At 61.2% G+C, this 23,276-nt stretch carries 17 protein-coding genes, 2 tRNA genes, 2 rRNA genes and 1 riboswitch (1 of these 22 only partly in view); of the genes, 14 read left to right on the top strand and 7 right to left on the bottom strand.

The features are described from left to right. Positions 1–12 precede the first annotated feature (12 nt). Positions 13–876, bottom strand: coding sequence for an MJ0042-type zinc finger domain-containing protein (locus AB7813_RS16850; protein WP_439065111.1), 864 nt, complete (start codon positions 874–876; stop codon positions 13–15). 128 nt (positions 877–1,004) lie between these two features. On the opposite strand from AB7813_RS16850, the gene ftsE reads away from it, so the two are divergent. From ftsE to AB7813_RS16830, 4 genes are all read left to right on the top strand, one after another. Next, positions 1,005–1,664, top strand: a complete 660-nt coding sequence (ftsE, locus tag AB7813_RS16845) for a cell division ATP-binding protein FtsE (protein ID WP_068729180.1) — start codon at positions 1,005–1,007, stop codon at positions 1,662–1,664. After that, complete coding sequence (locus AB7813_RS16840; protein ID WP_068729178.1) at positions 1,657–2,628, top strand: cell division protein FtsX; 972 nt, start codon at positions 1,657–1,659, stop codon at positions 2,626–2,628. Before ftsE ends, AB7813_RS16840 begins: the two co-directional genes overlap by 8 nt. 80 nt (positions 2,629–2,708) lie before the next feature. After that, positions 2,709–3,434, top strand: coding sequence for a YdcF family protein (locus tag AB7813_RS16835; protein ID WP_093757394.1), 726 nt, complete (start codon positions 2,709–2,711; stop codon positions 3,432–3,434). Between the two features lie 26 nt (positions 3,435–3,460). Further along, the gene (locus tag AB7813_RS16830; protein ID WP_120287238.1) at positions 3,461–4,234 is read left to right on the top strand and encodes a lysophospholipid acyltransferase family protein; all 774 of its coding nucleotides are present in this window, start codon (positions 3,461–3,463) and stop codon (positions 4,232–4,234) included. 7 nt (positions 4,235–4,241) lie between these two features. Here AB7813_RS16830 and AB7813_RS16825 read toward each other — a convergent pair whose 3' ends face one another. Beyond that, on the bottom strand, positions 4,242–4,799 hold the full coding sequence (locus AB7813_RS16825; protein WP_120287237.1) for a gamma-glutamylcyclotransferase: 558 nt from the start codon (positions 4,797–4,799) through the stop codon (positions 4,242–4,244). A 127-nt stretch (positions 4,800–4,926) separates the two neighbouring features. Between AB7813_RS16825 and AB7813_RS16820 the strand changes: the two genes are divergently transcribed. Further along, a complete protein-coding gene (locus AB7813_RS16820; RefSeq protein ID WP_439084265.1) occupies positions 4,927–6,117 on the top strand; it encodes a DUF2125 domain-containing protein in 1,191 nt (396 codons plus the stop codon). A gap of 127 nt (positions 6,118–6,244) precedes the next feature. On the opposite strand, the gene AB7813_RS16815 is transcribed toward AB7813_RS16820, so the two are convergent. The 3 genes from AB7813_RS16815 to AB7813_RS16805 are packed head-to-tail and all read right to left on the bottom strand — an operon-like array spanning position 6,245 to position 9,166. After that, complete coding sequence (locus tag AB7813_RS16815; RefSeq protein WP_439059905.1) at positions 6,245–7,183, bottom strand: prephenate/arogenate dehydrogenase family protein; 939 nt, start codon at positions 7,181–7,183, stop codon at positions 6,245–6,247. Position 7,184: 1 nt separating this feature from the next. Next, positions 7,185–8,288: a histidinol-phosphate transaminase gene (gene hisC / locus AB7813_RS16810; RefSeq protein WP_093757389.1), complete on the bottom strand. Its 1,104-nt coding sequence runs from the start codon at positions 8,286–8,288 to the stop codon at positions 7,185–7,187. 26 nt (positions 8,289–8,314) lie between these two features. Beyond that, positions 8,315–9,166: a chorismate mutase gene (locus AB7813_RS16805; RefSeq protein ID WP_439083977.1), complete on the bottom strand. Its 852-nt coding sequence runs from the start codon at positions 9,164–9,166 to the stop codon at positions 8,315–8,317. Between the two features lie 203 nt (positions 9,167–9,369). Further along, a riboswitch (SAM riboswitch) is annotated at positions 9,370–9,449 on the top strand. An 87-nt stretch (positions 9,450–9,536) separates the two neighbouring features. Here AB7813_RS16805 and metX point away from each other — a divergent pair. From metX to AB7813_RS16790, 3 genes are all read left to right on the top strand, one after another. Beyond that, the gene (gene metX, locus AB7813_RS16800) at positions 9,537–10,739 is read left to right on the top strand and encodes a homoserine O-acetyltransferase MetX (protein WP_439083979.1); all 1,203 of its coding nucleotides are present in this window, start codon (positions 9,537–9,539) and stop codon (positions 10,737–10,739) included. 2 nt (positions 10,740–10,741) lie between these two features. Further along, the gene (metW, locus tag AB7813_RS16795; RefSeq protein ID WP_231079073.1) at positions 10,742–11,428 is read left to right on the top strand and encodes a methionine biosynthesis protein MetW; all 687 of its coding nucleotides are present in this window, start codon (positions 10,742–10,744) and stop codon (positions 11,426–11,428) included. A gap of 341 nt (positions 11,429–11,769) precedes the next feature. Further along, positions 11,770–12,402, top strand: coding sequence for a TIGR02594 family protein (locus AB7813_RS16790; protein WP_439083981.1), 633 nt, complete (start codon positions 11,770–11,772; stop codon positions 12,400–12,402). Between the two features lie 6 nt (positions 12,403–12,408). Here AB7813_RS16790 and AB7813_RS16785 read toward each other — a convergent pair whose 3' ends face one another. Then, entirely contained in the window at positions 12,409–13,182 is a 774-nt protein-coding gene (locus tag AB7813_RS16785; protein WP_120287234.1) for an MOSC domain-containing protein, read from the bottom strand. A 231-nt stretch (positions 13,183–13,413) separates the two neighbouring features. Here AB7813_RS16785 and clpB point away from each other — a divergent pair, with 231 nt between their 5' ends. Both clpB and AB7813_RS16775 read left to right on the top strand, forming a co-directional pair. Then, on the top strand, positions 13,414–16,050 hold the full coding sequence (gene clpB, locus AB7813_RS16780) for an ATP-dependent chaperone ClpB (RefSeq protein WP_439065108.1): 2,637 nt from the start codon (positions 13,414–13,416) through the stop codon (positions 16,048–16,050). A gap of 71 nt (positions 16,051–16,121) precedes the next feature. Then, positions 16,122–16,760, top strand: a complete 639-nt coding sequence (locus AB7813_RS16775) for an NAD(P)H-binding protein (protein WP_439065107.1) — start codon at positions 16,122–16,124, stop codon at positions 16,758–16,760. A gap of 89 nt (positions 16,761–16,849) precedes the next feature. Here AB7813_RS16775 and AB7813_RS16770 read toward each other — a convergent pair whose 3' ends face one another. After that, the gene (locus AB7813_RS16770) at positions 16,850–18,913 is read right to left on the bottom strand and encodes a M23 family metallopeptidase (protein ID WP_439065106.1); all 2,064 of its coding nucleotides are present in this window, start codon (positions 18,911–18,913) and stop codon (positions 16,850–16,852) included. Between the two features lie 836 nt (positions 18,914–19,749). On the opposite strand from AB7813_RS16770, the gene AB7813_RS16765 reads away from it, so the two are divergent. The 4 genes from AB7813_RS16765 to AB7813_RS16750 form a co-directional block, all read left to right on the top strand. After that, a 16S ribosomal RNA gene (locus AB7813_RS16765) occupies positions 19,750–21,236 on the top strand. Positions 21,237–21,451: 215 nt separating this feature from the next. Further along, positions 21,452–21,528: transfer RNA gene (locus tag AB7813_RS16760), tRNA-Ile, on the top strand. Between the two features lie 108 nt (positions 21,529–21,636). Beyond that, positions 21,637–21,712, top strand: a tRNA-Ala gene (locus AB7813_RS16755). Positions 21,713–22,169: 457 nt separating this feature from the next. Beyond that, a 23S ribosomal RNA gene (locus tag AB7813_RS16750) occupies positions 22,170–23,276 on the top strand; it runs 1,713 nt beyond the window's last position. The 16S and 23S rRNA genes sit together here with 2 tRNA genes alongside, the layout of an rRNA operon.

The following is a 23,276-nucleotide window of genomic DNA, read 5'->3' as shown; positions in this document are numbered from 1 at the left end:
AACTCCTTGGACTTACGCGCCGGCGACGTCGCGCTTGGTGAAGAAACGCACATCGATACTGCGGCCCTCGGCCGGCGGCGAGGCCAGCCGCGATCGAAACCATGTCTTGTCGCCGGGATTGAGGCCGAGCTGTTCGAGCACGGCGTTCCAGCCATATATTTCAGTCCCCTTCTCGTCGCGTACCACGAAACGCAGGCGCGGCAATGCGGTGGGCGTGCGGGTTTCGGACACGATCAGGCCTTCGATGAGCAAGACCGACTTGCCATCGACGGTCTCGGTGGTGACCTTGACGTCCTTGAAGGCAAGCCCCCGTATATTCACGTCGAGGCCGACCGCCTGATAGAAAGTCGCGGTCTGCGGCATCAGCTTGACCAGATCGACGCGCCAGATCACCAGTGCGAGCAACAGCGACGCCATGGCCGCGGTGGCGATCGGCAGGCTGTGACGTGGCATGACGAACAACCGCGGCAGCGACGGCACGAAACGGCCCAGCACGGCAAGGCGCGACGGCGGGGTGGCCCGCATCGCGGCCACCGCGTCGTGCTGCGCCAGCGTGGCCCAGTCGGCCTCCTCGGTACGATCATTGGCGTCGACCGGCCAGTCGGCCGAAATCGACGGGCTTTCCACCACCGGAACGTTCGGTGCCGAAGCGTCGTCGTCCTCGGTCACGCCCCAGGCGCTCATGTCCTCGTTCGGATCGGGCTCGCTGGCCTTCGCCGCCATGGCGGGAACACGGGCTTCGGCGCGGGAGAGATCCTCCGGCCGCGCCAGCCAGACTTCCTTGCAGCGGGCGCAGCGCACCGTCCGTCCGGCATCGCCGAACGTAGCCGGGTTCACGGCGTAGGACGTCGTGCAATTGGGGCAAACGATATGCATGGAGCCGATAGCCGATGACATGGCCGGCAGGCTACAAGACGACCGTTAACGAATCGGAAACCATAACGGCCGCACAAGCAATTGACCGTCTTTTTGAGGCTTTTTGAACCCATCGAACGGAGCTGAATGTGGTCCGGTTCGAAAATGTTGGTTTGCGCTACGGGCTTGGCCCGGAGATTCTGCGCGACCTCAATTTCCAGATCCCTGCGCATTCGTTCCAGTTCCTGACCGGTCCCTCTGGCGCCGGCAAGACCTCGCTGCTGCGCCTGCTGTTCCTGTCGCTGCGGCCGACCCGCGGGTTGGTCAATCTGTTCGGCCAGGATATCTCGCTGCTCGGCAAGGACGAGATCGCCGACTTGCGCAAGCGCATCGGTATCGTGCTGCAGGATTTCCGTCTGCTCGACCATATGACGACCTATGAGAATGTCGCGCTGCCGTTCCGGGTGATGGGGCGTGAGGAGTCCAGCTATCGGCGCGAAGTCATCGATCTCTTGAAATGGGTCGGGCTCGGCGATCGCATGGATGCGCTGCCGCCGATCCTGTCGGGCGGCGAGAAGCAGCGCGCTGCGATTGCGCGCGCGGTGATCGCACGGCCCATGCTGCTGCTGGCGGATGAGCCGACGGGCAACGTCGATCCGACGCTGGGCCGGCGTCTGCTGCGGCTCTTCATCGAGCTCAACAAGTCCGGCACCGCGGTGATTATCGCGACCCACGATATTACATTGATGGATCAATACGACGCGCGGCGCATGGTGCTGCATCAAGGCCGGCTGCATATCTATGAGTAGAATCGGCGAAGAACACGGCCCGCTGATGGACCTCGGCACCGATCGCCCGCAGGTCCCGGCGAAGGCGCGCAACGCATCCCCGATCGTGCCGCGCGGCTCGATCGCCGGCCGCGCGCTGGTGGCTGTTGTCGCCATCATGACCTTCCTCGCCTCCATCACCACAGGCGCGGTGCTGCTGATCAGCGCCTCGGCGTCGGAGTGGCAATCGGAAGTCGCCAGCGAAATCACCATCCAGGTGAAGCCGCAGGGCGGCCGCGATCTCGACCGCGACACACAGGCGGTGACCGATGCCATTCGCGGCCAGCCGGGGATTGTCGAGGTGCAGCCCTATAGCAGGGAGCAATCGGCGCAGTTGCTGGAGCCGTGGCTCGGCACGGGACTGTCGCTCGACGAGCTACCTGTGCCGCGCGTCATCATTGCACGTGTCGCGCCGGGGACGGCGCTGGACATTATCGGATTGCGCAAACGGGTGACGCAGGCCGTGCCCTCGGCCAGCGTTGACGATCATCGCGCCTGGGTCGAGCGGATGCGGTCGATGACATCGGCAACGGTGCTGGCCGGGCTTGGCATCCTTGCGCTCGTTATTATCGCCACCATTATCTCTGTATCCTTTGCGACGCGCGGCGCGATGGCGGCGAACCGGCCGATCGTCGAGGTGCTGCATTTCGTCGGCGCGGGCGATCGCTATATCGCCAATCGCTTCTTCCGCCACTTCCTGCGGCTTGGCCTGCAGGGCGGTATCATTGGCGGCGGTGCCGCGATGCTGATGTTCGGGTTTTCAGAGTCGATCGCGAGCTGGTTTTCCGGCACGCCGGTGGGCGATCAGTTCGCCGCATTGCTGGGGACGTTCTCGCTGCGGTCGTCAGGTTATCTCGCGGTGGCAGGGCAGGCGCTGTTGATAGCAGGAATTACCGCCTGGGCATCGCGCCGCACTTTGTTCTCGACGCTGAACGACATCGAGTAACGCGCCAGGCACAGGCGATGGCATCGCCAAGGCGCCGAAAAATACCTAAGATTGCTGCCAAAGGACCAAACGCCAGACCGATGACCTTGCTCGACGACCAGAACACCACGGAGATGCCCGTTGCCGCGCCACCGCGGCGGCGCGTCATCCGTGCGGCACTCGTGGTCGCATTTGCACTGTCCTTCATGGTCGGCGCCATCGGTTTCGTTGCGTTTCTTGCGCAACTGCGCAGCGGCGAGCTGAAGCCGTCGGCGAATGCCGACGGCATCGTGGTCCTGACCGGCGGATCGTCGCGCGTCGCGGATGCGCTCGAACTGCTCGCCAACGGTTTCGGCAAACGGTTGCTGATCTCCGGCGTGCATCCGACCAATGGCGCCGCCAATATCTCGCGCACGCTGCCGGACAGCCAGCGGCTGCTGGATTGCTGCGTCGATCTCGATCGCTCCGCCGTCAACACCCGCAGCAACGCGGTGGAGACCAAACGCTGGGTCCATGAGCGCGGCTTCAAGTCGCTGATCGTGGTGACCTCGAATTATCACATGCCGCGCGCGATCGTCGAAATGTCACATGAGATGCCGGATATCGAGCTGATCCCGTTCTCGGTGATTGGCGACAAATGGCGTGACGAGCCGTGGTGGACCAGTGGCCCGACGCTGCGGTTGCTGCTATCGGAATATGTCAAATATCTCGCGGCCGAAGCGCGGGTGCGGCTGGCGAATATCGGTATTGATCTGATGCCGGATTCCGGCAGCGACCAGCAGAGCGACGCGCCGCAGCGCCGGCCGGCCACGGCGTCTGCGAATTGAACTGCAATTGAGCTGATCGGAACACCATGACTTCGATATTCGTGCGTTCGTTGATCTACAACGTGCTGTTCTATGTGCTGCTGGTGTTCTGGATACTGGTGGCGATTCCAACCTTCGTGATGCCGCCTCGCGCCTTCATGGCGATCGCGAAGGCGTGGGCGACCAGCAGCATCTGGCTGATGCGTATCGTCTGCAACACCAGGGTCGATTATCGCGGACTCGAGAAAATTCCGGCGGGGCCGCTGGTGGTGGCCTCGAAACATCAATCGATGTGGGAGACCTTCGCGCTGATGCCGTTCTTCGACCGGCCGCTGTTCATCTACAAGCGCGAGCTCGGGCAGATTCCGTTCTTTGGCTGGTATCTGAAGAAGTCGAAAATGATCGGCGTCGATCGCGATGGCGGTGCGCGTTCGCTCATCGATATGGCCAAGCGCGCCACCGAGGAAATCCAGCTCGGCCGTCAGCTCATTATCTTTCCCGAAGGCACGCGTCGGCCTGTCGAGGCACCACCGGATTACAAACCCGGTGTCGCGCAGATCTACGCCAAATCCGGCGCGCCGTGTCTGCCGGTGGCGCTGAATTCCGGCCTCTTCTGGCCGCGCCGCACCTTCCTGCGCTATCCCGGCACGCTGGTGGTGGAGTTTCTCGATCCGTTGCCGGCCGGCCTGCCACGCAAGGAATTCATCGCGGCGATCAGCACGTCGATCGAGGCCGCCACCGATCGTATCGTTGCGGAGGCGCGCGCGGAGCAGGCGACGATCTTCGGGCGCGTGCCGAATGTGGCGGTGAAAGAGAGCTAGCGCTTATTCACTCGTGCAGCATGGCTGCGAGCTGATGGAGCTGTGCGTCGCGAAAACCTTCGGCCTCGATGGCCTTCACGGTCGACAGCACGTAATCGCGGTTCAGCCCGGAACGACCGTGGCCCTGCCGCACGAAGTGCAATTGCTCGCTGAGGCTCAGGCGCCCTGCATATTGCACATGGCCGCGGTCGACCACATAGGCCAGCGCGCTGACGCGGGTACGCTCCACGTCATCGAGCCAGACGGAGCGCATGACCTCGCGATAGACATGGGTGGTCTGCTCGCGCTCCCTGAGATAGGCGATGGTGTCATGGCGCAGCTTGGCCGCCACGCGAAAGGCAATGCCGCGGCAGGCGCCGCCGCGGTCCAGGCCGAGCACGAGGCCGGGCTTTTCCGGCGTGCCGCGGTGGTCGAAGGAATAGACGCAGAGCGCCCGATGTTCGCCGATCAGCCGGGCCGGCACCTGTTCGATGAACTCGAAGCCCGGCCGCCACATCAGCGAGCCATAGCCGAACACCCAGAGATCGCTGTCGGAATCGGGCTGGGCGGTGATTTTCGCGGTCATGATGCCGACCTAGCAGAAACCTTGGGCCCGGGCGATCTTGATTTCCTGCAATGTGGCCCTGCGACCGCAGGATAACCCCATGAAAGGGATCGCCGATTTGACAAAATCATGCGATCTACGTCCCGCCATGTCCGAATATGCACAGCCCACCCAGCGCCGCCTCTGGCCGATTTTCATCCTGCCCGTCATCATCGTCGTCCTTGCGGCGGCGTGGAGCGGCTTCTGGTTCTATGCCGCGTCCAAGGTCGACGAAAACGTCGATATCTGGCGCTCCCGAGAGGCCGCGGCTGGCCGCGTCTATGATTGCGCCAACCGTTCGGTCTCCGGCTTCCCGTTCCGGCTCGAAGTCCGCTGTAGCGGTGTCAGCGTTTCGCTGACCTCGCAAACGGCCGCCCAGAATGCGAAGCAGGTGCCGATCACCGCGAAGCTCGGTGAGATCGTTGTGGTTGCGCAGATTTACACGCCGCGGCTCCTGGTCGCCGAATTCACCGCGCCGGCAGTTCTGTCCGAGCGCGGTCAGCCGGCGATGGTAATGAATTGGGGCTCGGCGCGCAGCAGCATCACCGGTCTGCCCGGTACGCCTGACAGCGCCGACATCGTGTTCGACGACGTGTCGCTCGACCGTTTCGCCGGCTCGGTGCAGGCGCCGACCGCACGTGCCAAACAGGTCGAATTGCATGGCCGCACGGCAGCGAATTCGACGCCGGACAAGCCGGTGATCGAGACGGCCCTGCAGATCAGGAGCGGCAGCATTGCCGATGTTCATCCGATCCTCGCCGCGCCATTCGACGCCGATATCCGCGCATTGCTCAGCGGACTCAAGGATGTCTCGCCCAAGCCCTGGCCGCAGCGTTTCCGCGAGCTTCAGGCTGCAGGTGGACGCGTCGAGATCGTGCAGTCGCGCGTCCAGCAGGGCGAGATCATCTCGCTGGCGACGGGCTCGCTCGGTCTGACCGCCGCGGGCAATCTCGACGGCGAATTGCAGATGACCGTGGCGGGACTGGACAAGGCTATCGCCGCCCTCGGGATCGACAAGTTGCTCGAGATGGGCGTGCCTCAGGAGGCGCTGGATCGCATTGCGCCCGGCGTGAAGTCGCAAGACGTCAACAACATCCTCGGTGCGCTTGATCGCGCGATCCCCGGTCTCGGCAATGTCGTGCGCAAGAATGCCGGCAGCGGCCTTGCCGCTGGCGTCAATTCGATCGGGACTGCGGCTGTCTTGGAAGGCAAAGCGGCGCGGTCGTTCCCGCTGAAATTTGTCGATGGCGCGGTGTTCCTCGGGCCGCTGCGCGTGGCGCAGATCCCGCCGTTGTTTTAAGGCGTGAGGTTCGCCGGCCTCTCCACGTCATTGCGAGGAGCGAAGCGACGCGGCAATCCAGAAGCTGCAAAGCAAGTAAGGCTGGATTGCTTCGCTTCGCTCGCAATGACGGCTGTTGGTCCTGCGATCAATCCTTCTTCGTCAGCGCCTGATGCTTGCGCCCGAAGTCCGGCGCCGCTTCATCCTGACCGATACTCACGATGCCGCGGCGGATCGCGCGGGTGCGGGTGAAGTGCTCGAACAGCGCATCGCCATCGTCGCGGCGGATGGCACGGGTCAGCTTCGACAGGTCTTCCTGGAAGGTACCGAGCATTTCCAGCACCGCGTCCTTGTTGGCGAGGAACACGTCGCGCCACATGGTCGGGTCTGATGCAGCGATACGGGTGAAATCGCGGAAACCGCCCGCGGAGAACTTCAGCACTTCCGACCTCGTGACGTCTTCGAGCTCGTCGGCCGTGCCTACGATTGTATAAGCGATCAGATGCGGCAGATGGCTGGTGACCGCGAGCACCAGATCGTGATGCGCGGCCTGCATGATCTCGACATTGGCGCCCAATGCAGCCCAGAAACCGGTGAGCTTCTCGACGGCCGCGGGATCCGCGCCCTCAGGCGGCGTCAGAATGCACCAGCGATTGCTGAACAGTTCGGCGAAGCCGGAATCCGGACCGGAGTTCTCCGTGCCAGCGACCGGATGCGCGGGAATGAAGTGGACGTTGTCCGGCAGATATTCGGACATCGCGTGCAGCACGGAGGCCTTCACCGAACCGACGTCGGAGACGATCGCACCGGGCGCGAGATGTGCCGCGATGCTTTTCGCCACGTCGCCTGCCACACCGACGGGTACGCAGGCGATGACCAGATCGGCATCCTTGACCGCGCTGGCATTATCGTCGGCGATGCGGTCGGCGAGCTTGATTTCCACGGCGCGTGCACGCACGGCCGCCGAATTGTCGGTGGCAACGAGTTCACCGGCAAGACCAAGCTGCTGGATGCCGCGCGCCAGCGACGAGCCGATCAGGCCGAGGCCGATCAGCGCGATACGTTTGAAGGGCGGCGTGGCGCTCACGTCATTGCCCCGAATTCGATGCCATGAATTCACGCAGCGTCTCGATCACCAGCCTGTTGGCTTCCTCGGTGCCGATGGTCATACGCAGCGAGTTCGGCAGGCCGTAATTGGTCACGGCGCGCAGCACCAGCCCGCGCCTGGTCAGGAACGCATCGGCATCTGCTGCGGTCTTGCCGGTCGCCGGAAAATGCATCAGCAGGAAATTGGCCACGCTTGGCGTCACCTCGATGCCGAGCTTGGTGATTTCCTCGGTCAGGATGCCGATCCACTTGGCGGTGTATGTGCGCGACATCTCGACATGGCCGGTGTCCTCGATCGCCCCCACCGCGGCCATCATCGCCGGCGCCGAGACGTTGAACGGCCCACGAATCCGGTTCATCGCATCGACGATGTGCGCAGGGCCGAACATCCAGCCGATCCGCAAGGCGGCCAGGCCGTGCACCTTCGAGAAGGTGTAGGTGGCGACGGTATTCTCGGTGGTCTTCGCCAGCTCCAGGCCGTTGTCGTAGTCGCCCTTGGTCACGTAATCCCAGTATGCGGCGTCGAGCACCAGCAGCACGTGCTCCGGCAGGCCGGCGCGCAGGCGCTTGATCTCGGAGGACGGCAGATAGGTGCCGGTCGGATTGTTCGGATTGGCCAGCCACACCAGCTTGGTGCGCGGCGTGACGCAGTTCAGGATCGCGTCGACGTTGCAGGTGAAGTTGGTTTCCGGAGCGACCACATTGGTGGCGCCGTTCGCCTGCGTGGCGATCGGGTAGACCAGGAAGCCGTGCGCGGTCGAAATCGCCTCGTCGCCGGGGCCGAGATAGACATGCGCAATCAGGTTGAGAATTTCGTCGGAGCCGGCGCCGCAGATGATCTGCGCGGGATCGAGGCCGAAGCGGTGGCCGAGCGCCTCGCGCAGCACCTTCGACGTGCCTTCCGGATAATCCTCGAGATGCGCGACAGCGGTGGCGAAGGCGTCCTTGGCGCGCGCCGACGGACCGAACGGGGTCTCGTTGGCCGACAGCTTGTAGGTCTTGCGGCCGGGCTCCACCACCGGGCTCTTGCCAGGGGTGTAGGGCGCGATATCGAGAATGCCGGGCTTCGGCACAGGACGGGACATCTTCAACTCCAGAACGTCAGATTGGCTTACGAACGCGGTGCGTCGCTGGCGGCCACGGTATAGCGGGTTGCGTGGCTGCCGACGAGGGCCGTGGAGCGCACCGAGGCGCCGGCTTCGATCAGCGCCGACTTGATCGTGTCGAGGTTTGAGGCCGATGTGATCGAGATCAGCAGCGCGGCGCCGTCAAAGGCGGTATCCGGCACGGCGACGATTTCGGCCAGCGGCGACAGCGCGCGCGCGGTCTCGGCATTCCAGCCTGACACCCGCACGCTCCACATCTCGACTTCGGTCACCATGGCGCTGTCGGCGACGCGTGACACCACGAACACCGGCAATGCGGCCGGATGGTCGGCGCGTTCAATGAACGGCAGGCGTGCGATGATCTTCGGCGCGCCCAGGGCTTCCAGCGGGATCCACCACGGCGTGCGGCTGGACGTCGCCGAGACCAGCGCGAGATCGCCCTTGGACTTGGCCACGGCCTCGACCGCTGCGGCGGCGCTGAAATGCGCGACGTAAGGCACCGTGAAGCCGAAATGAAAGCGCGCGGAATCCCGCATCGCGCTCTCGCCGAGCGACAGATCCGCATGCACCGAGAACGGCGCCTGAACGTAAGTGAAAGTCGAGATGATCACCCGCCAGATGCTCTCGACGGTGTCGATCGGCAGGATGCCGCGATGGCGCTGCACCAGACGGCGCATCATGTCGGCCTCGCGCGCCGGCCGGAAGGCCGAGCCGACCTCCTGGGTCTGCTTCACCGAAATCAGCCGGTCGATGATGTCGCCGCGCTGCATCAACAGGGCGTGAACCTGCGCGTCGATGCTGTCGATCTCTTTGCGCAGTTCATCCAGCGAGGGCGGGGCGGGTGGTAATTTCGACATGTTCAAAACCTTCGGGACGGGAGGCGTGATAGGTCCCGTCGAGCTTGCCGGGCCGGCTCCGGGGAGCCGGCGGGCACGGCCATTGATTAGGTAAGACGGTGCCGGAAAGCAAAGAAAACATGGAAGATTTGGCCGCAGGGCAGTTGGGCAATTTGACCGGGGTATGCCCATATTGACGGCAGGCGGGTGTGGGACTAGTTTCTGGTCTCTTCCGTGGTCATTTGAGCCGGCCGGCTTGCAGCCACGTTAAACAACTCGCTAAACAGGCCGGGGACAGTTTGATCCCGGCCGAGCTATTTGTTCAGGCCGGGTTTTTTATGGCCTGATTCCGGTTTTGGTTTGAGAACCTCCTGAGGAGGCCGGTATCAAGATGGTAAATGTCGAACTGGTGAAGAGTCCGGTTGTCCGCCCCGATGAGCGTGGACACGAAGCCGATCATCCGACCTCGCTGGTCGCGGGTTTTGGCATGGATCAGCCGCTGCGGCTCGATTGCGGCGTCGACCTCGCCCCGTTCCAGATCGCCTATCAGACCTACGGAACGCTCAACGCCGACAAATCCAATGCCATCCTGGTCTGCCACGCTTTGACCGGCGACCAGCACGTCGCCAATATCAATCCGATCACCGGCAAGCCCGGCTGGTGGCAGACGCTGGTCGGCCCCGGCAAGGCACTCGATACCGACCGCTACTTCATCATCTGTTCGAATGTGCTCGGCGGCTGCATGGGCTCGACCGGTCCGGCCTCGACCAATGCTGCCACCGGCAAGATCTGGGGACTGGATTTTCCGGTCATCACCATTCCCGACATGGTGCGTGCGCAGGCGATGCTGATCGACAGTCTCGGTATCGGTCAGTTGTTTTGCGTCGTCGGCGGCTCCATGGGCGGTATGCAGACGCTACAATGGACCGCGGCCTATCCGGAGCGCGTGTTCTCCGCGCTGGCGGTTGCCTGCAGCACGCGGCACTCGGCGCAGAACATCGCGTTCCACGAATTGGGTCGTCAGGCCGTGATGGCCGATCCCGATTGGCGCGGCGGGCGTTATTTCGAGGAAGGCACACATCCGCATCGCGGCCTCGGCGTCGCGCGGATGGCCGCGCATATCACCTATCTGTCGGATGCCGCCTTGCACCGCAAGTTCGGCCGCCGCATGCAGGACAGGGAGTTGCCGACATTCTCCTTCGATGCGGATTTTCAGGTCGAGAGCTATCTGCGCTATCAGGGCTCGTCCTTCGTCGAGCGCTTCGATGCCAACTCCTATCTCTATCTGACGCGTGCGATGGACTATTTCGATATCGCAGCCGACCACAACGGCAAGCTTGCGGAAGCGTTTCGCGATACGCAGACGCGTTTCTGTCTGATGTCGTTCACATCCGACTGGCTGTTCCCGACGGCAGAATCGCGCGATGTCGTGCACGCGCTGAATGCCGGCGGCGTCCGCGTGTCCTTTGCGGAGATCGAAACCGACAAGGGTCATGATGCCTTCCTGCTCGACGTGCCCGAGTTCCTCGATATCGCCGGTGCATTTCTGAACTCCGCAGCCTCCGTGCGCGGCCTGCCGGTTACGGGGACATAGAGATGGCGTTTCCACAACAGACCTTGCCGCTGAACTCTGCGGTGGCGACGCCGGCGCCGCGCGGCACGCAGGACTATCGCGGCGATCACCTCCTGGTTGCGGAGATGATCAAGCCGGGCTCGAAGGTGCTCGACGTGGGCTGCGGCGATGGCGATCTGCTGCAGCTGCTGGAAAGCCGCGGCATTGACGGCCGCGGCATCGAATTGTCGCGCGAAGGCGTCAACCGCTGCGTCGGCAAGGGTCTTGCCGTGGTGCAGGGCGACGCCGATACGGACTTGATCAACTATCCCGACGATGCGTTCGACTACGTGATCCTGTCGCAGACGCTGCAGGCGACGCGGCAGCCGCGCGTCGTGCTGGAAAATCTGCTGCGCATCGGCCGCAGCGCGATCGTGTCGTTTCCGAATTTCGGCTTCTGGAAAATGCGCGTGCAGTTGCTTGTCGGCGGCCGCATGCCACGTACGGAGAATCTGCCGGCGACGTGGTACGACACGCCGAACATTCACTTCTGCACCATCAAGGACTTCGTGCAGCTGTGCGACGAGATCAACGTGAAGATGGAGCGCGCCGTTGCGCTCGATCTCTATGGCCGTCCGCTGCGCCTCAATGCGCCGTGGTGGTTCTGGAACATGTTCGGGGAGCAGGGCGTTTTCCTGCTGAGCCGCGCGAGTAAATCGGCGCAACCCTGATCGCGTGTAGATTTCTGCCTGATGGAAACAGAAATACCGCATTTGATGCGGTTTTTCACGCCGTGTGTCGGCCTGCGATACACGCCAAAGATGTGCGTAAAAGCTAATTCGAATAGGTAATATAAGCGCCCATTCTGTCGAATGGGTGGCTGCTATGTCTATACGTATGGCGTCCGTTGAAGTTGAAGCGATTCACTCCGATGTCGCCGTTAAAAAATCGTCACTTGAACCGTTCTAGGTCTTGTTATCGCCATACCAACTTCGTTACCACGCCCGTCCCGATTGTTGGCCCGCGTATTTGGGCCGATGGGGTTCGGGGGTGTTAAGAGGAAAAATTCGGTATGGTTCAGTTCTTTGCGTATCGCCGTGCACTTCGCATCTCGGCTCTTGCGGTGTGTTCGGCGGCAGTTCTCGCGTCAGTCTCTCCCGCGTCGGCACGTCCTCATCACGGCGCTTCGCGTCATTCGCACCACGTCGGCAAGTACACACACAGCACGCGGCATCGCGCGCGGTATGCACGGCGCAGTGCCCGAGTCGAACAGCAGGCGCCTTCGTTCGGCGACTCCACAAATTTCAATAACGCCAATGCAAGCATGAACCAGCCTTCCGGCGGCTTCGGCGGTTCGGGCATCGTCGATGCAGCGCGCAGCTTCATCGGCCGCGGCAATCCGACGGCGCGCGGTCGCTTGTGGTGCGCAGCGTTCATGAACCTCGTATTGAAGCGCACCGGCCATCAAGGCACCGGGTCTGATATGGCGCGCTCGTTCTCGAGCTATGGCCAGCGCATCTCCGGTCCGCAGGTCGGCGCCATCGCCGTGATGTCGCGCGGTCGTCGCGGCGGTCATGTCGGTGTCGTCTCCGGCGTCGATGCCAAGGGCAATCCGATCATCGTCTCCGGCAATCACGGCAACCGCGTCGCCGAGTCGGTGTATTCGCGTGGTCGCGTTTACGCCTACGTGATGCCGACGAGCTGAGTTCGTCTATTCTGCGACGACGATCTTATCGCCGGCGGTGATCGTGCCGCCGGTGATGACCTCAGCGTAAATTCCGCAATCGGCATGACCATAGGTCTGCAGCAGCGTTTTCGGAATCGTCAGATCTCGTGCGGCCGTATCCGGATCGACATTGGTCGCTGCACAGCGGACGATGCGCTTCACCACTTTGAACCGGGTGCTGCCGATAGCGAGCGTCCGATCGATCAGGTCGAATTCATGCCAGGCCGGCCAGCCCGCTACATGCACGTTGCCGCGAAAGCGTAGCGGATGCACCGGCTGTCCGACGGCCTTTTCGAGATCTTTGACGCTGGCGAGGTTGATGATCGACACCACCTTGCGCGGCACATCCGAAAAGCTATGGCCGTCCGCGAACAACACCCTGGGTGGTCCGCGCAATTCATCGGCAAAATTCTTCGCGAAGAACGCTTCGATCTCTGCACGTCCTTCGGTCGTCTGCAGGTCGGCTCGCGCCACCGCTAGATTGTCCTGCCGGATTGTCAGCGTATGGCTGGCGTCGTCGTAGTGGCTGCGGAGCGCCGCCAGGCGCTCGTTGCGCATCAGCATCAGAAACTGGGTCTTGGGAAAATATTGCGGTGCTGCCGGGTCGAACCCGATCGGGCCGTTCTCGATGGCATAGCGCCGGTCGGCCGGCAGGGTCTGACCGGGCTTCAGCGTGACTTGTTCCAGAGGCTCGGGCGTCAGGCCCTTCACCGGATAGCGGTAGATGCTGGCAACGCTGGCGTAAGACTGTTCTGGCATGGTTCCGGTCTTAAGAGATTTGGGCCCGCGGCGCCATCGCCTGGCCGATTGGAATTTTATGCGGACCCCTTCCGTTTCGGGAACTGGCTGCCCACATTTGCATCAAGCTGGTTTTGACGCCAGCGACGACCGCAGCCGGTTGACCACCATCAATGCGGCCTGCGGATACCCAATGAAGATGCCCCATCCGTGCTTTCGAGGCGGACAGGGCAGGCCGAGGGACAACACACAATGAATATTGAGAAATACACCGAACGGGTGCGCGGCTTCATCCAGTCGGCGCAGTCACTGGCCGTGCGCGAGGGACATCAGCAATTCTCGCCGCTGCACATTCTGAAAGTCCTGCTGGACGACAGCGAAGGTCTGGCCGGTGGCCTGATCGACCGCGCCGGCGGCAACTCCCGCGCCATCCTGAAGGCGACGGAAACCGAGCTGGGCAAGATGCCCAAGGTCTCGGGCGCAGGGGCCGGGCAGGTCTATCTGGCGCCGGCGACCGCGCGCGCTTTCGATGCCGCCGAAAAGGCCGCCGAAAAAGCCGGCGACAGTTTCGTCACCGTGGAGCGGCTGCTGCTTGCGCTGGCGCTCGACAAGGATTCGGAGGCCGGCAGCCTGCTCAACAAGGGCGGCGTCACGCCGCAAAATCTCAATGCCGCGATCAATGCGCTGCGCAAGGGCCGCACGGCGGATTCCGCCACGGCCGAAAACGCTTATGACGCGTTGAAGAAATATGCCCGCGACCTGACCCAGGCTGCGCGTGATGGCAAGCTCGACCCGGTGATTGGCCGCGACGAGGAAATCCGCCGCACGATTCAGGTATTGTCGCGGCGAACCAAGAACAATCCCGTGCTGATCGGCGAACCCGGCGTCGGCAAGACCGCCATCGTCGAAGGTCTCGCGCTGCGCATCCTCAATGGCGACGTGCCGGAGAGCCTGAAGGACAAGAGCCTGCTGTCGCTCGATCTCGGTGCGCTCATCGCTGGCGCGAAATATCGCGGCGAGTTCGAGGAACGGCTGAAGGCGGTGCTCGGCGAGGTGACCTCGGCCGAGGGCGGCATCATCCTGTTCATCGACGAAATGCATCAGCTGATCGGCGCCGGCAAGGGCGATGGCGCGATGGATGCGTCCAACCTGCTGAAGCCTGCGCTCGCCCGCGGCGAATTGCATTGCATCGGCGCCACCACGCTCGATGAATATCGCAAGCATGTGGAGAAGGACGCGGCGCTGGCGCGGCGTTTCCAGCCGATCTTCGTGGCTGAGCCGACTGTGGAAGACACCGTCTCGATCCTGCGCGGCCTCAAGGACAAATACGAACAGCATCACGGCGTCCGCATCACGGACTCTGCGCTGGTCGCTGCCGTGACGCTGTCGAACCGCTACATCACTGATCGCTTTTTGCCGGATAAAGCCATCGACCTGATGGACGAGGCTTCGGCGCGATTGAAGATGCAGGTCGATTCCAAGCCCGAAGAACTCGATTCGATGGACCGCGAGATCATCCGGCTCAAGATCGAGCAGGAGGCGCTTGGCAAGGAAACCGATGCAGGCTCGAAGAGCAGGCTCGAAACGCTCAAGAAGGAACTCGCCGAGCTCGAAGAGAAATCGGCCGCGCTCACCCAGCGCTGGTCGGCCGAGAAGAACAAGCTGTCGAATGCGCAGAAGCTCAAGAGCGAGCTCGATGGCTTGCGCCTTGAATTGGCCGATGCGCAGCGCCGCGGCGAATATCAGCGCGCCGGTGAGCTGGCCTATGGCCGGATTCCCGATCTTGAAAAGCGTCTGGCCGATATCGAAGCCAACGAGAATTCCGAGATGATGGAAGAGGCGGTCACCGCCAATCACATCGCGCAGGTTGTTTCGCGCTGGACCGGCGTGCCGGTCGACAAGATGCTCGAAGGCGAGAAGGACAAGCTGTTGCGGATGGAGCTGAGCCTCGGCGAGCGCGTCGTCGGCCAGGCCGAAGCCGTGCGTGCTGTGGCGACGGCGGTGCGTCGGTCGCGGGCAGGCCTGCAGGATCCGAACCGGCCGATCGGCTCGTTCATGTTCCTCGGCCCCACCGGCGTCGGCAAGACCGAGCTGACCAAGGCGCTGGCGTCGTACCTGTTTGACGATGACACCGCGATGGTTCGTCTCGACATGTCCGAATATATGGAGAAGCACTCGGTCTCACGCCTGATCGGCGCGCCTCCGGGCTATGTCGGCTACGATGAGGGCGGCGCGCTGACCGAAGCTGTGCGGCGGCGGCCCTATCAGGTCGTTCTGTTCGACGAAGTCGAGAAGGCACATCCAGATGTGTTCAACGTGCTGCTGCAGGTGCTCGACGATGGTCGTCTGACCGATGGTCAGGGCCGCACTGTCGATTTCCGCAATACTCTGATCATCATGACGTCGAATCTCGGTTCGGAATTCCTGGTCAACCAGCCCGAGGGCGAGGATACGTCAGCGGTGCGCGACCTGGTGATGGGCAATGTCCGCGCCCATTTCCGGCCGGAATTCCTGAATCGCGTCGATGAGATCATCCTGTTCCACCGCTTGCAGAAGAGCGAAATGGGCCGAATCGTCCAGATCCAGTTTGCGCGGCTCACCAAGCTGCTGGAAGATCGCAAGATCACGCTGGTGCTGCACGACGATGCCCGCGACTGGCTCGCCGACAAGGGCTGGGACCCCGCTTACGGCGCCCGTCCCCTCAAGCGCGTGATCCAGCGCAACGTCCAGGATCCGCTGGCCGAGATGATCCTCGCCGGCGACGTCAAGGACGGCGACCATGTCGACATAAGCGCCGCCGGCAACGTCCTGACCTTCAACGGCAAGCCGGCCCGGACCGCGGAGATCGCTGAGTTCGAGGCGCCGGTGCCGAAGCGGCAGCTGAACTAACGGCACGGGTTTAAACGCAACGAAACGGCCTGAACCTCACGGTTCAGGCCGTTTCCACGTCGGAGAAGATCATGACCCGCATCCTCGTGGTCGGCGCCACCGGCCTTGTCGGCCGCCATGTCATCGCCAAAGCGCTCGCCGACAGTCGGATCACGCGCATCGTTGCGCCGACGCGGCGGCCGCTCGCGGCGCATGCGAGGCTCGACAACCCGCTGGTCGATTTTAATCGGCTGCCAGCCGAGGCCGACTGGTGGGATGTCGATGGCGTGATCTGTGCGCTCGGGACGACGCGCGCCAAGGCCGGCTCGGATCAGGCGTTTCGCGTTGTGGATCATGATTACCCGCTTGAAGTCGCCCGGCTGGCGCGCAAGCACGGCGCTAGCCGTTTCGCGCTCAATTCGTCGGTGGGTGCCAATGCGCGCTCAAAGCTGCTCTATCCGCGTACCAAAGGCGAAGTGGAGGAAGCGCTGAAGGCGATCGGCTTTCAGTCTTTGACGATTGTGCGGCCAGGCCTGATCGGCGGTGATCGCGACGAATTCCGGCTGGGCGAGCACGTCGCTGCGGCGGTGCTCGGTGTGCTGGGTCCGGTTCTGCCGCGCAGCTACCGGATCAGTCCGGCAGACAAGATCGCCGCCGCATTGATCGAGGCAGCCGTGACCGGCTCGCCGGGCGTTCACCTGATCGGGTCTGCAGAGCTCGCCGCGGATTGATCGCCGGACCTCAGCGTCTCTTTTGCCACTGTCCCGAGCGTCCCCTAGCCCACGCGGCTGACGCGCAGAACAACGCGAAAAATACGGATTTAGCGGCTGGTCGTCGGCCGTGCTGGTGGCACCGCGCCGGTCACGCCTGCGTCGGACACGCGGGCGCCCGGGCCACGCATGGTCATCTGACCGTCGATCCGGTCACGTTCCTTCTCGAAGCCGGCCATCATCGGACCTTCTAGCGAGCGGCCACGCGGCAGTTTCACGCGCATCGGATCGACGAAGCGGCCGTTGACCAGAATTTCGTAGTGAACATGGGCGCCGGTGGACATGCCGGTGGAGCCGACGAAGCCGATGACCTGACCCTGCCGCACGCGCTTGCCGGGCTCCATGCCCTTGGCAAAGGCCGACATATGGCCGTAGGCGGTCTCGTAGCCGTTGTTGTGCTTGATGCGGATATATTTGCCGTAGCCGCCTTCCCAGGCTGCTTTTTCGATCACGCCGTTGCCGGATGCGAAAATCGGAGTGCCGTAGGGCGTCGACCAGTCCACGCCGGTATGCATCTTGGTGTAGCCGAGGATCGGGTGGCGGCGTCCGCCGAAGCCCGAACGCATGATGGCGTTATTGACGGGTTTGCGGACCAGAAACTTCTTCGCGCTCTTGCCGGTCTCGTCATAGTAGTCGACGACCGAGTCGTCGGTGGTCAGGAAGCGATAGTATTTTTTGGTTTCGCCGCCCACCGTAAGCGAAGCGAACAACACTTCGGTCTTTTCGGTGATGGTGGCGCCTTCGTCTTCGCCGGCAAAGAACACGTCGAACGAGTCGCCGGGCTGTACTTTGCGCTGGAAATCCACGTCGTAGGAGTAGATCCGGATCATGTCCTCGATGACAGTAGCCGGGACCTTGTTGCGCAGTGCCGTCTCGTAAATGCTCTGATAGAGCCGCACGCCGGTGCCGTCATCCTCCTCGTCATCATCCGATGCGCTTGGCGCTTCGGCGACGGTGTTCATGCTGGAGACGTCGACGGCGACGTATTTGCCGAGATCGGAGAGAGCGGCGACAGCTTCGATAGTGGAGTCGTTGGCGACGATCACGCGATACGGCTGTAAGCGCTGGCCAGGTCCGGCCGGCGACATCAGGATTCGAACTTTCTGGCCTTCCTTCAGTCCGCCGTCGCGGCCGCGGGCACCCAGCGTAGTGGCAATGGCCTTGGCTTCCTCGGGCATCGCGCCCTGGTCGCGCAGGATGGTCAGGATGGTGTCGCCCTTCTTGACGATGTGAATACGCTCGCCATTCGGGTTGCCGCCGGTCGCCTGATCCTTGGTCTTGGCCAGCAGCGTGACGTTTTCCGGCACGATACGGGTTTCGAAGCCGGCATAAGGATCGGCTGTGGTCCCTTCGGCGGCATAGGCCATCTTCATGTCGGGCTGGCCGCCGATATCGCCGGTGGCGCTGGCGACCGTCGTGTAGCGAACGCCGGTATTGCCGCGCCAGTTGGAGGCGTCGCGCACGCGCATCAGGACTTCATCGATGGCAACACTCGCGCCGATCTTGGCTTTCGGCAGTACCTGACCGAGATCGCGGGTGACGAAGGAGACTTCGGCATCGGGCTCGACGGCATTCGGATTGACCGCGGCGTCGTCGCTGTTCGGGGCGGGGCTGCCGACATCGGTTAGCAGGCGCTGTGCATTGAAGGGCGGGATCTTGGCGCTGAGATCGCTGGTCGCCATCGCCAGATTGCCCGAAATCCGGATGAAGGGCCGCACGCGCATGACGTCGCGATTGCCGACGCGGGTGACGGTGGAGACTTTGAGTACCTGGCGCGCGGCGGAAGAGTCGCTCGGCGGCGGCAGGCGGTCACTCTTATGCAGGCTTGCTTGTTTGTCGGTGGCACTGAAGGCGCCGCGCAGCGCGCCTTCGACACGCTCCGGTACCTTGGCAAAGGTCATCTCGCCGTCAAGCGACGCAAAAACGGCGCCGCCGATCAGAGCCGCGCCGCAGAGACCTGTGAGGATAGTACCACTGAACCATTGTACCGAGACGCGGCGACGATCGATGACTGCGGCTTCGGAGCCATCAACGGATAGCGGCGGCTCGTGGCCGAGATCAATCATCCCGGTCTCACGATTATAGGCGCCACCGCGTGACAGTCCGTGATTCAAGCCGACATCCCCCGAATTCCCAGCATCATGCGAAGAGTCTTCCCCAAGCACATCGCATCGACGGTCGAACAGTGCGCGCCAAAATGCTGGCCGAATGGACGAACGTCAATGCTGCAAACTCTTTCGCTGTGTTCTCTTTGGCCCAAAAGCGCACTGCGATGACGCAGCTCGTTCTTTCGAGAGACCGTTGGGCCCAGATCCGGTTCGACCACCCCCAAAAAGTTTCAGAGGCGACGCAGAATCTTTGCACAAGGCATGCTCAGAACGTCGGAGGAATGTGGCTCTTGTACGGCGTCACCCCTGTAAAACCTACGCTTTTTGGGCCCTGAGGCCTCCTCCACAGCACGTGACGATTTTCTGACGAATGGCGTTGACAGTTTCGGGTGAGGGGGCCTATAACCCGGCCACTGAGCGCAGCGGCGCCGGGGCCTACCAGCCCGGGCGGTTGTTCGTGTCTCGGAAGCTCATCACCGCGAAGAGTGTTTCAGTAGCCGATAGGTGTCGGCTGCTGATCTGTTGTCGGGTGATTGAGTGACAAGATTTTCTCCCTCCTGGGGAGATTGACGCATCTGCGTCGGGCTGTTTGACAAGTTAAATTGAAGAAAGAGAAACGTGGACGGCGGAGTCCTTGCGGGTCTCGTTCGATGGGAGCTTCGGCTTCTTGAGACGGGGCCGGACGAAAGACTTCGGCGGTACACGTTTTGAACAAAGGTTAACACCATCGTTGTTAGCGCTGTGAAGCGCGGACAGCAGATTGGCCGAACTTCGGTTTGGTTGATTTAGTATGGTGGGACCTCGTCAATACGTTGTGATCAGCCGGTTTAAAGTTTCAAGTCCAACTTGAGAGTTTGATCCTGGCTCAGAGCGAACGCTGGCGGCAGGCTTAACACATGCAAGTCGAACGGGCGTAGCAATACGTCAGTGGCAGACGGGTGAGTAACGCGTGGGAACATACCTCTTGGTTCGGAACAACACAGGGAAACTTGTGCTAATACCGGATAAGCCCTTACGGGGAAAGATTTATCGCCGAGAGATTGGCCCGCGTCTGATTAGCTAGTTGGTGGGGTAAAGGCCTACCAAGGCGACGATCAGTAGCTGGTCTGAGAGGATGATCAGCCACATTGGGACTGAGACACGGCCCAAACTCCTACGGGAGGCAGCAGTGGGGAATATTGGACAATGGGCGCAAGCCTGATCCAGCCATGCCGCGTGAGTGATGAAGGCCCTAGGGTTGTAAAGCTCTTTTGTACGGGAAGATAATGACGGTACCGTAAGAATAAGCCCCGGCTAACTTCGTGCCAGCAGCCGCGGTAATACGAAGGGGGCTAGCGTTGCTCGGAATCACTGGGCGTAAAGGGTGCGTAGGCGGGTTTTTAAGTCAGAGGTGAAATCCTGGAGCTCAACTCCAGAACTGCCTTTGATACTGAAAGTCTTGAGTATGGGAGAGGTGAGTGGAACTGCGAGTGTAGAGGTGAAATTCGTAGATATTCGCAAGAACACCAGTGGCGAAGGCGGCTCACTGGCCCATAACTGACGCTGAGGCACGAAAGCGTGGGGAGCAAACAGGATTAGATACCCTGGTAGTCCACGCCGTAAACGATGAATGCCAGCCGTTAGTGGGTTTACTCACTAGTGGCGCAGCTAACGCTTTAAGCATTCCGCCTGGGGAGTACGGTCGCAAGATTAAAACTCAAAGGAATTGACGGGGGCCCGCACAAGCGGTGGAGCATGTGGTTTAATTCGACGCAACGCGCAGAACCTTACCAGCCCTTGACATGTCTATGACCGGTACCAGAGATGGAACCTTCCCTTCGGGGCATAGAGCACAGGTGCTGCATGGCTGTCGTCAGCTCGTGTCGTGAGATGTTGGGTTAAGTCCCGCAACGAGCGCAACCCCCGTCCTTAGTTGCTACCATTTAGTTGAGCACTCTAAGGAGACTGCCGGTGATAAGCCGCGAGGAAGGTGGGGATGACGTCAAGTCCTCATGGCCCTTACGGGCTGGGCTACACACGTGCTACAATGGCGGTGACAATGGGATGCAAAAGGGCGACCTCTCGCAAATCTCAAAAAGCCGTCTCAGTTCGGATTGGGCTCTGCAACTCGAGCCCATGAAGTTGGAATCGCTAGTAATCGTGGATCAGCATGCCACGGTGAATACGTTCCCGGGCCTTGTACACACCGCCCGTCACACCATGGGAGTTGGTTCTACCTGAAGGCAGTGCGCTAACCGCAAGGGGGCAGCTGACCACGGTAGGGTCAGCGACTGGGGTGAAGTCGTAACAAGGTAGCCGTAGGGGAACCTGCGGCTGGATCACCTCCTTTCTAAGGATGGATCTTCAGAAGCTTGCTTCTATCGATCCTCTTTTGAAACATCAGTGGCCAGACATTGGATCAATGTCTGAGCTGCATAGGCGGGACACCGCCGTCTTCGTTTCTCTTTCTTCGCGGACGAACACACGCTGGGGCGTGCTCGTGCTGCTTATTGGCGTTTGATCGCAAGGTCATGTCGATGAGCCGAGCGCAGTCCTTTGTTGTTAGGGCTTGTAGCTCAGTTGGTTAGAGCGCGCGCTTGATAAGCGTGAGGTCGGAAGTTCAAGTCTTCCCAGGCCCACCATATTTGCGCGCTTTGCTTTCAAGGCTGCTGCTGACGTCGACATCACATGCGCAAGCATCGCATCTGCAAAACGTTGTTCTTTAGCGTTGAGCATTCGTCTTCTGGAACGGGGGCATAGCTCAGCTGGGAGAGCGCGTGCTTTGCAAGCATGAGGTCGTCGGTTCGATCCCGTCTGCCTCCACCAGAAACTTTGGTTGGATGCTGATGAGTGATCGAGACGAAAACAACTTCAAGACATTCAGTGTGTTCAGACAGTGCGCGCCATATGGGCAGCGCCTGATTTAGTCCGCGGTATAACTTCGCTTGTCGGTCTTACGAGATCGACTGCGGGATTTATGACATCGTAAAGAGGAGATCGTTCCGAGGTTCGGATCTGCAAGCAATTGCGGGTGCCGCAATCATAATCTCCAGGAATTGAGTGCGAACGCTTTGCTTGCAAAGCTTCCGCATCGTTATTCCTTTTCAACGAAGCTTGACCGCCTCGTTGTCGGTTCGATCTTACGAAGCAAACTGGTCTTTCTAAATCATATCCAGCTGCATGAAGTGCGCACGGCTTGACCGCCGGGGTGCGGATTTTGCGTTTAGGCGCAAAGCAGCGTGCAGCAAACTCTGCCGAGTGTGTGGATATTGATAATGAGAGCAATCAAGTGTCTTAAGGGTATTCGGTGGATGCCTTGGCAATGAGAGGCGATGAAGGACGTGCTACGCTGCGATAAGCTATGGGGAGCCGCGAAGAGGCTTTGATCCATAGATTTCCGAATGGGGAAACCCACCTTCGATAGCCGAAACTCTAAGGTCATCATCACGCAAGTGAGGGTGGTTTTGGATTTTCGGTTATCAGTTGAAGGTATGAGACTCCTGAATACATAGGGGGTTTCAAGCGAACCCGGGGAACTGAAACATCTAAGTACCCGGAGGAAAGGACATCAACAGAGACTCCGTTAGTAGTGGCGAGCGAACGCGGACCAGGCCAGTGGCATATCAAAGACAACCGGAACCAGTCAGGAAAGCTGGACCTCAGAGGGTGATAGTCCCGTACGGGTAATGCAATGATATGTCCTTGAGTAAGGCGGGACACGTGAAATCCTGTCTGAACGTGGGGGGACCACCCTCCAAGCCTAAGTACTCCTCATTGACCGATAGCGAACTAGTACCGTGAGGGAAAGGTGAAAAGCACCCCGACGAGGGGAGTGAAATAGACCTGAAACCGGATACCTACAAACAGACGGAGCCCAAGATACGTTCTGGGTGACGTCGTACCTTTTGTATTATGGGCCAGCGACTTAATTTAACGAGCAAGCTTAAGCCGATAGGTGTATGCGCAGCGAAAGCGAGTCTGAATAGGGCGCTAAGTTCGTTGTATTAGACCCGAAACCTAGTGATCTAGCCATGGGCAGGTTGAAGGTGAGGTAACACTCACTGGAGGACCGAACGGGTGTCTGTTGAAAAAGACTCCGATGACCTGTGGTTAGGGGTGAAAGGCCAATCAAACTGGGAAATAGCTGGTTCTCCGCGAAAGATATTTAGGTATCGCCTCGGATGAATACCTCAGGGGGTAGAGCACTGAATGGGCTAGGGGGACTTACCGTCTTACCAACCCCAATCAAACTCCGAATACCTGAGAGTACTATCCGGGAGTCACACAGCGGGTGCTAACGTCCGTTGTGGAGAGGGAAACAACCCGGACCTACAGCTAAGGCCCCTAATTCGTGGCTAAGTGGGAAAGGATGTGGGAATCCCAAAACAAC

The sequence above is a fragment of the Tardiphaga sp. 20_F10_N6_6 genome (assembly GCF_052076045.1).
Taxonomy (GTDB): domain Bacteria; phylum Pseudomonadota; class Alphaproteobacteria; order Rhizobiales; family Xanthobacteraceae; genus Tardiphaga; species Tardiphaga robiniae.
Note: the sequence above shows the minus strand (reverse complement) of the source record. Positions and strands in the feature narration are given on the sequence as shown.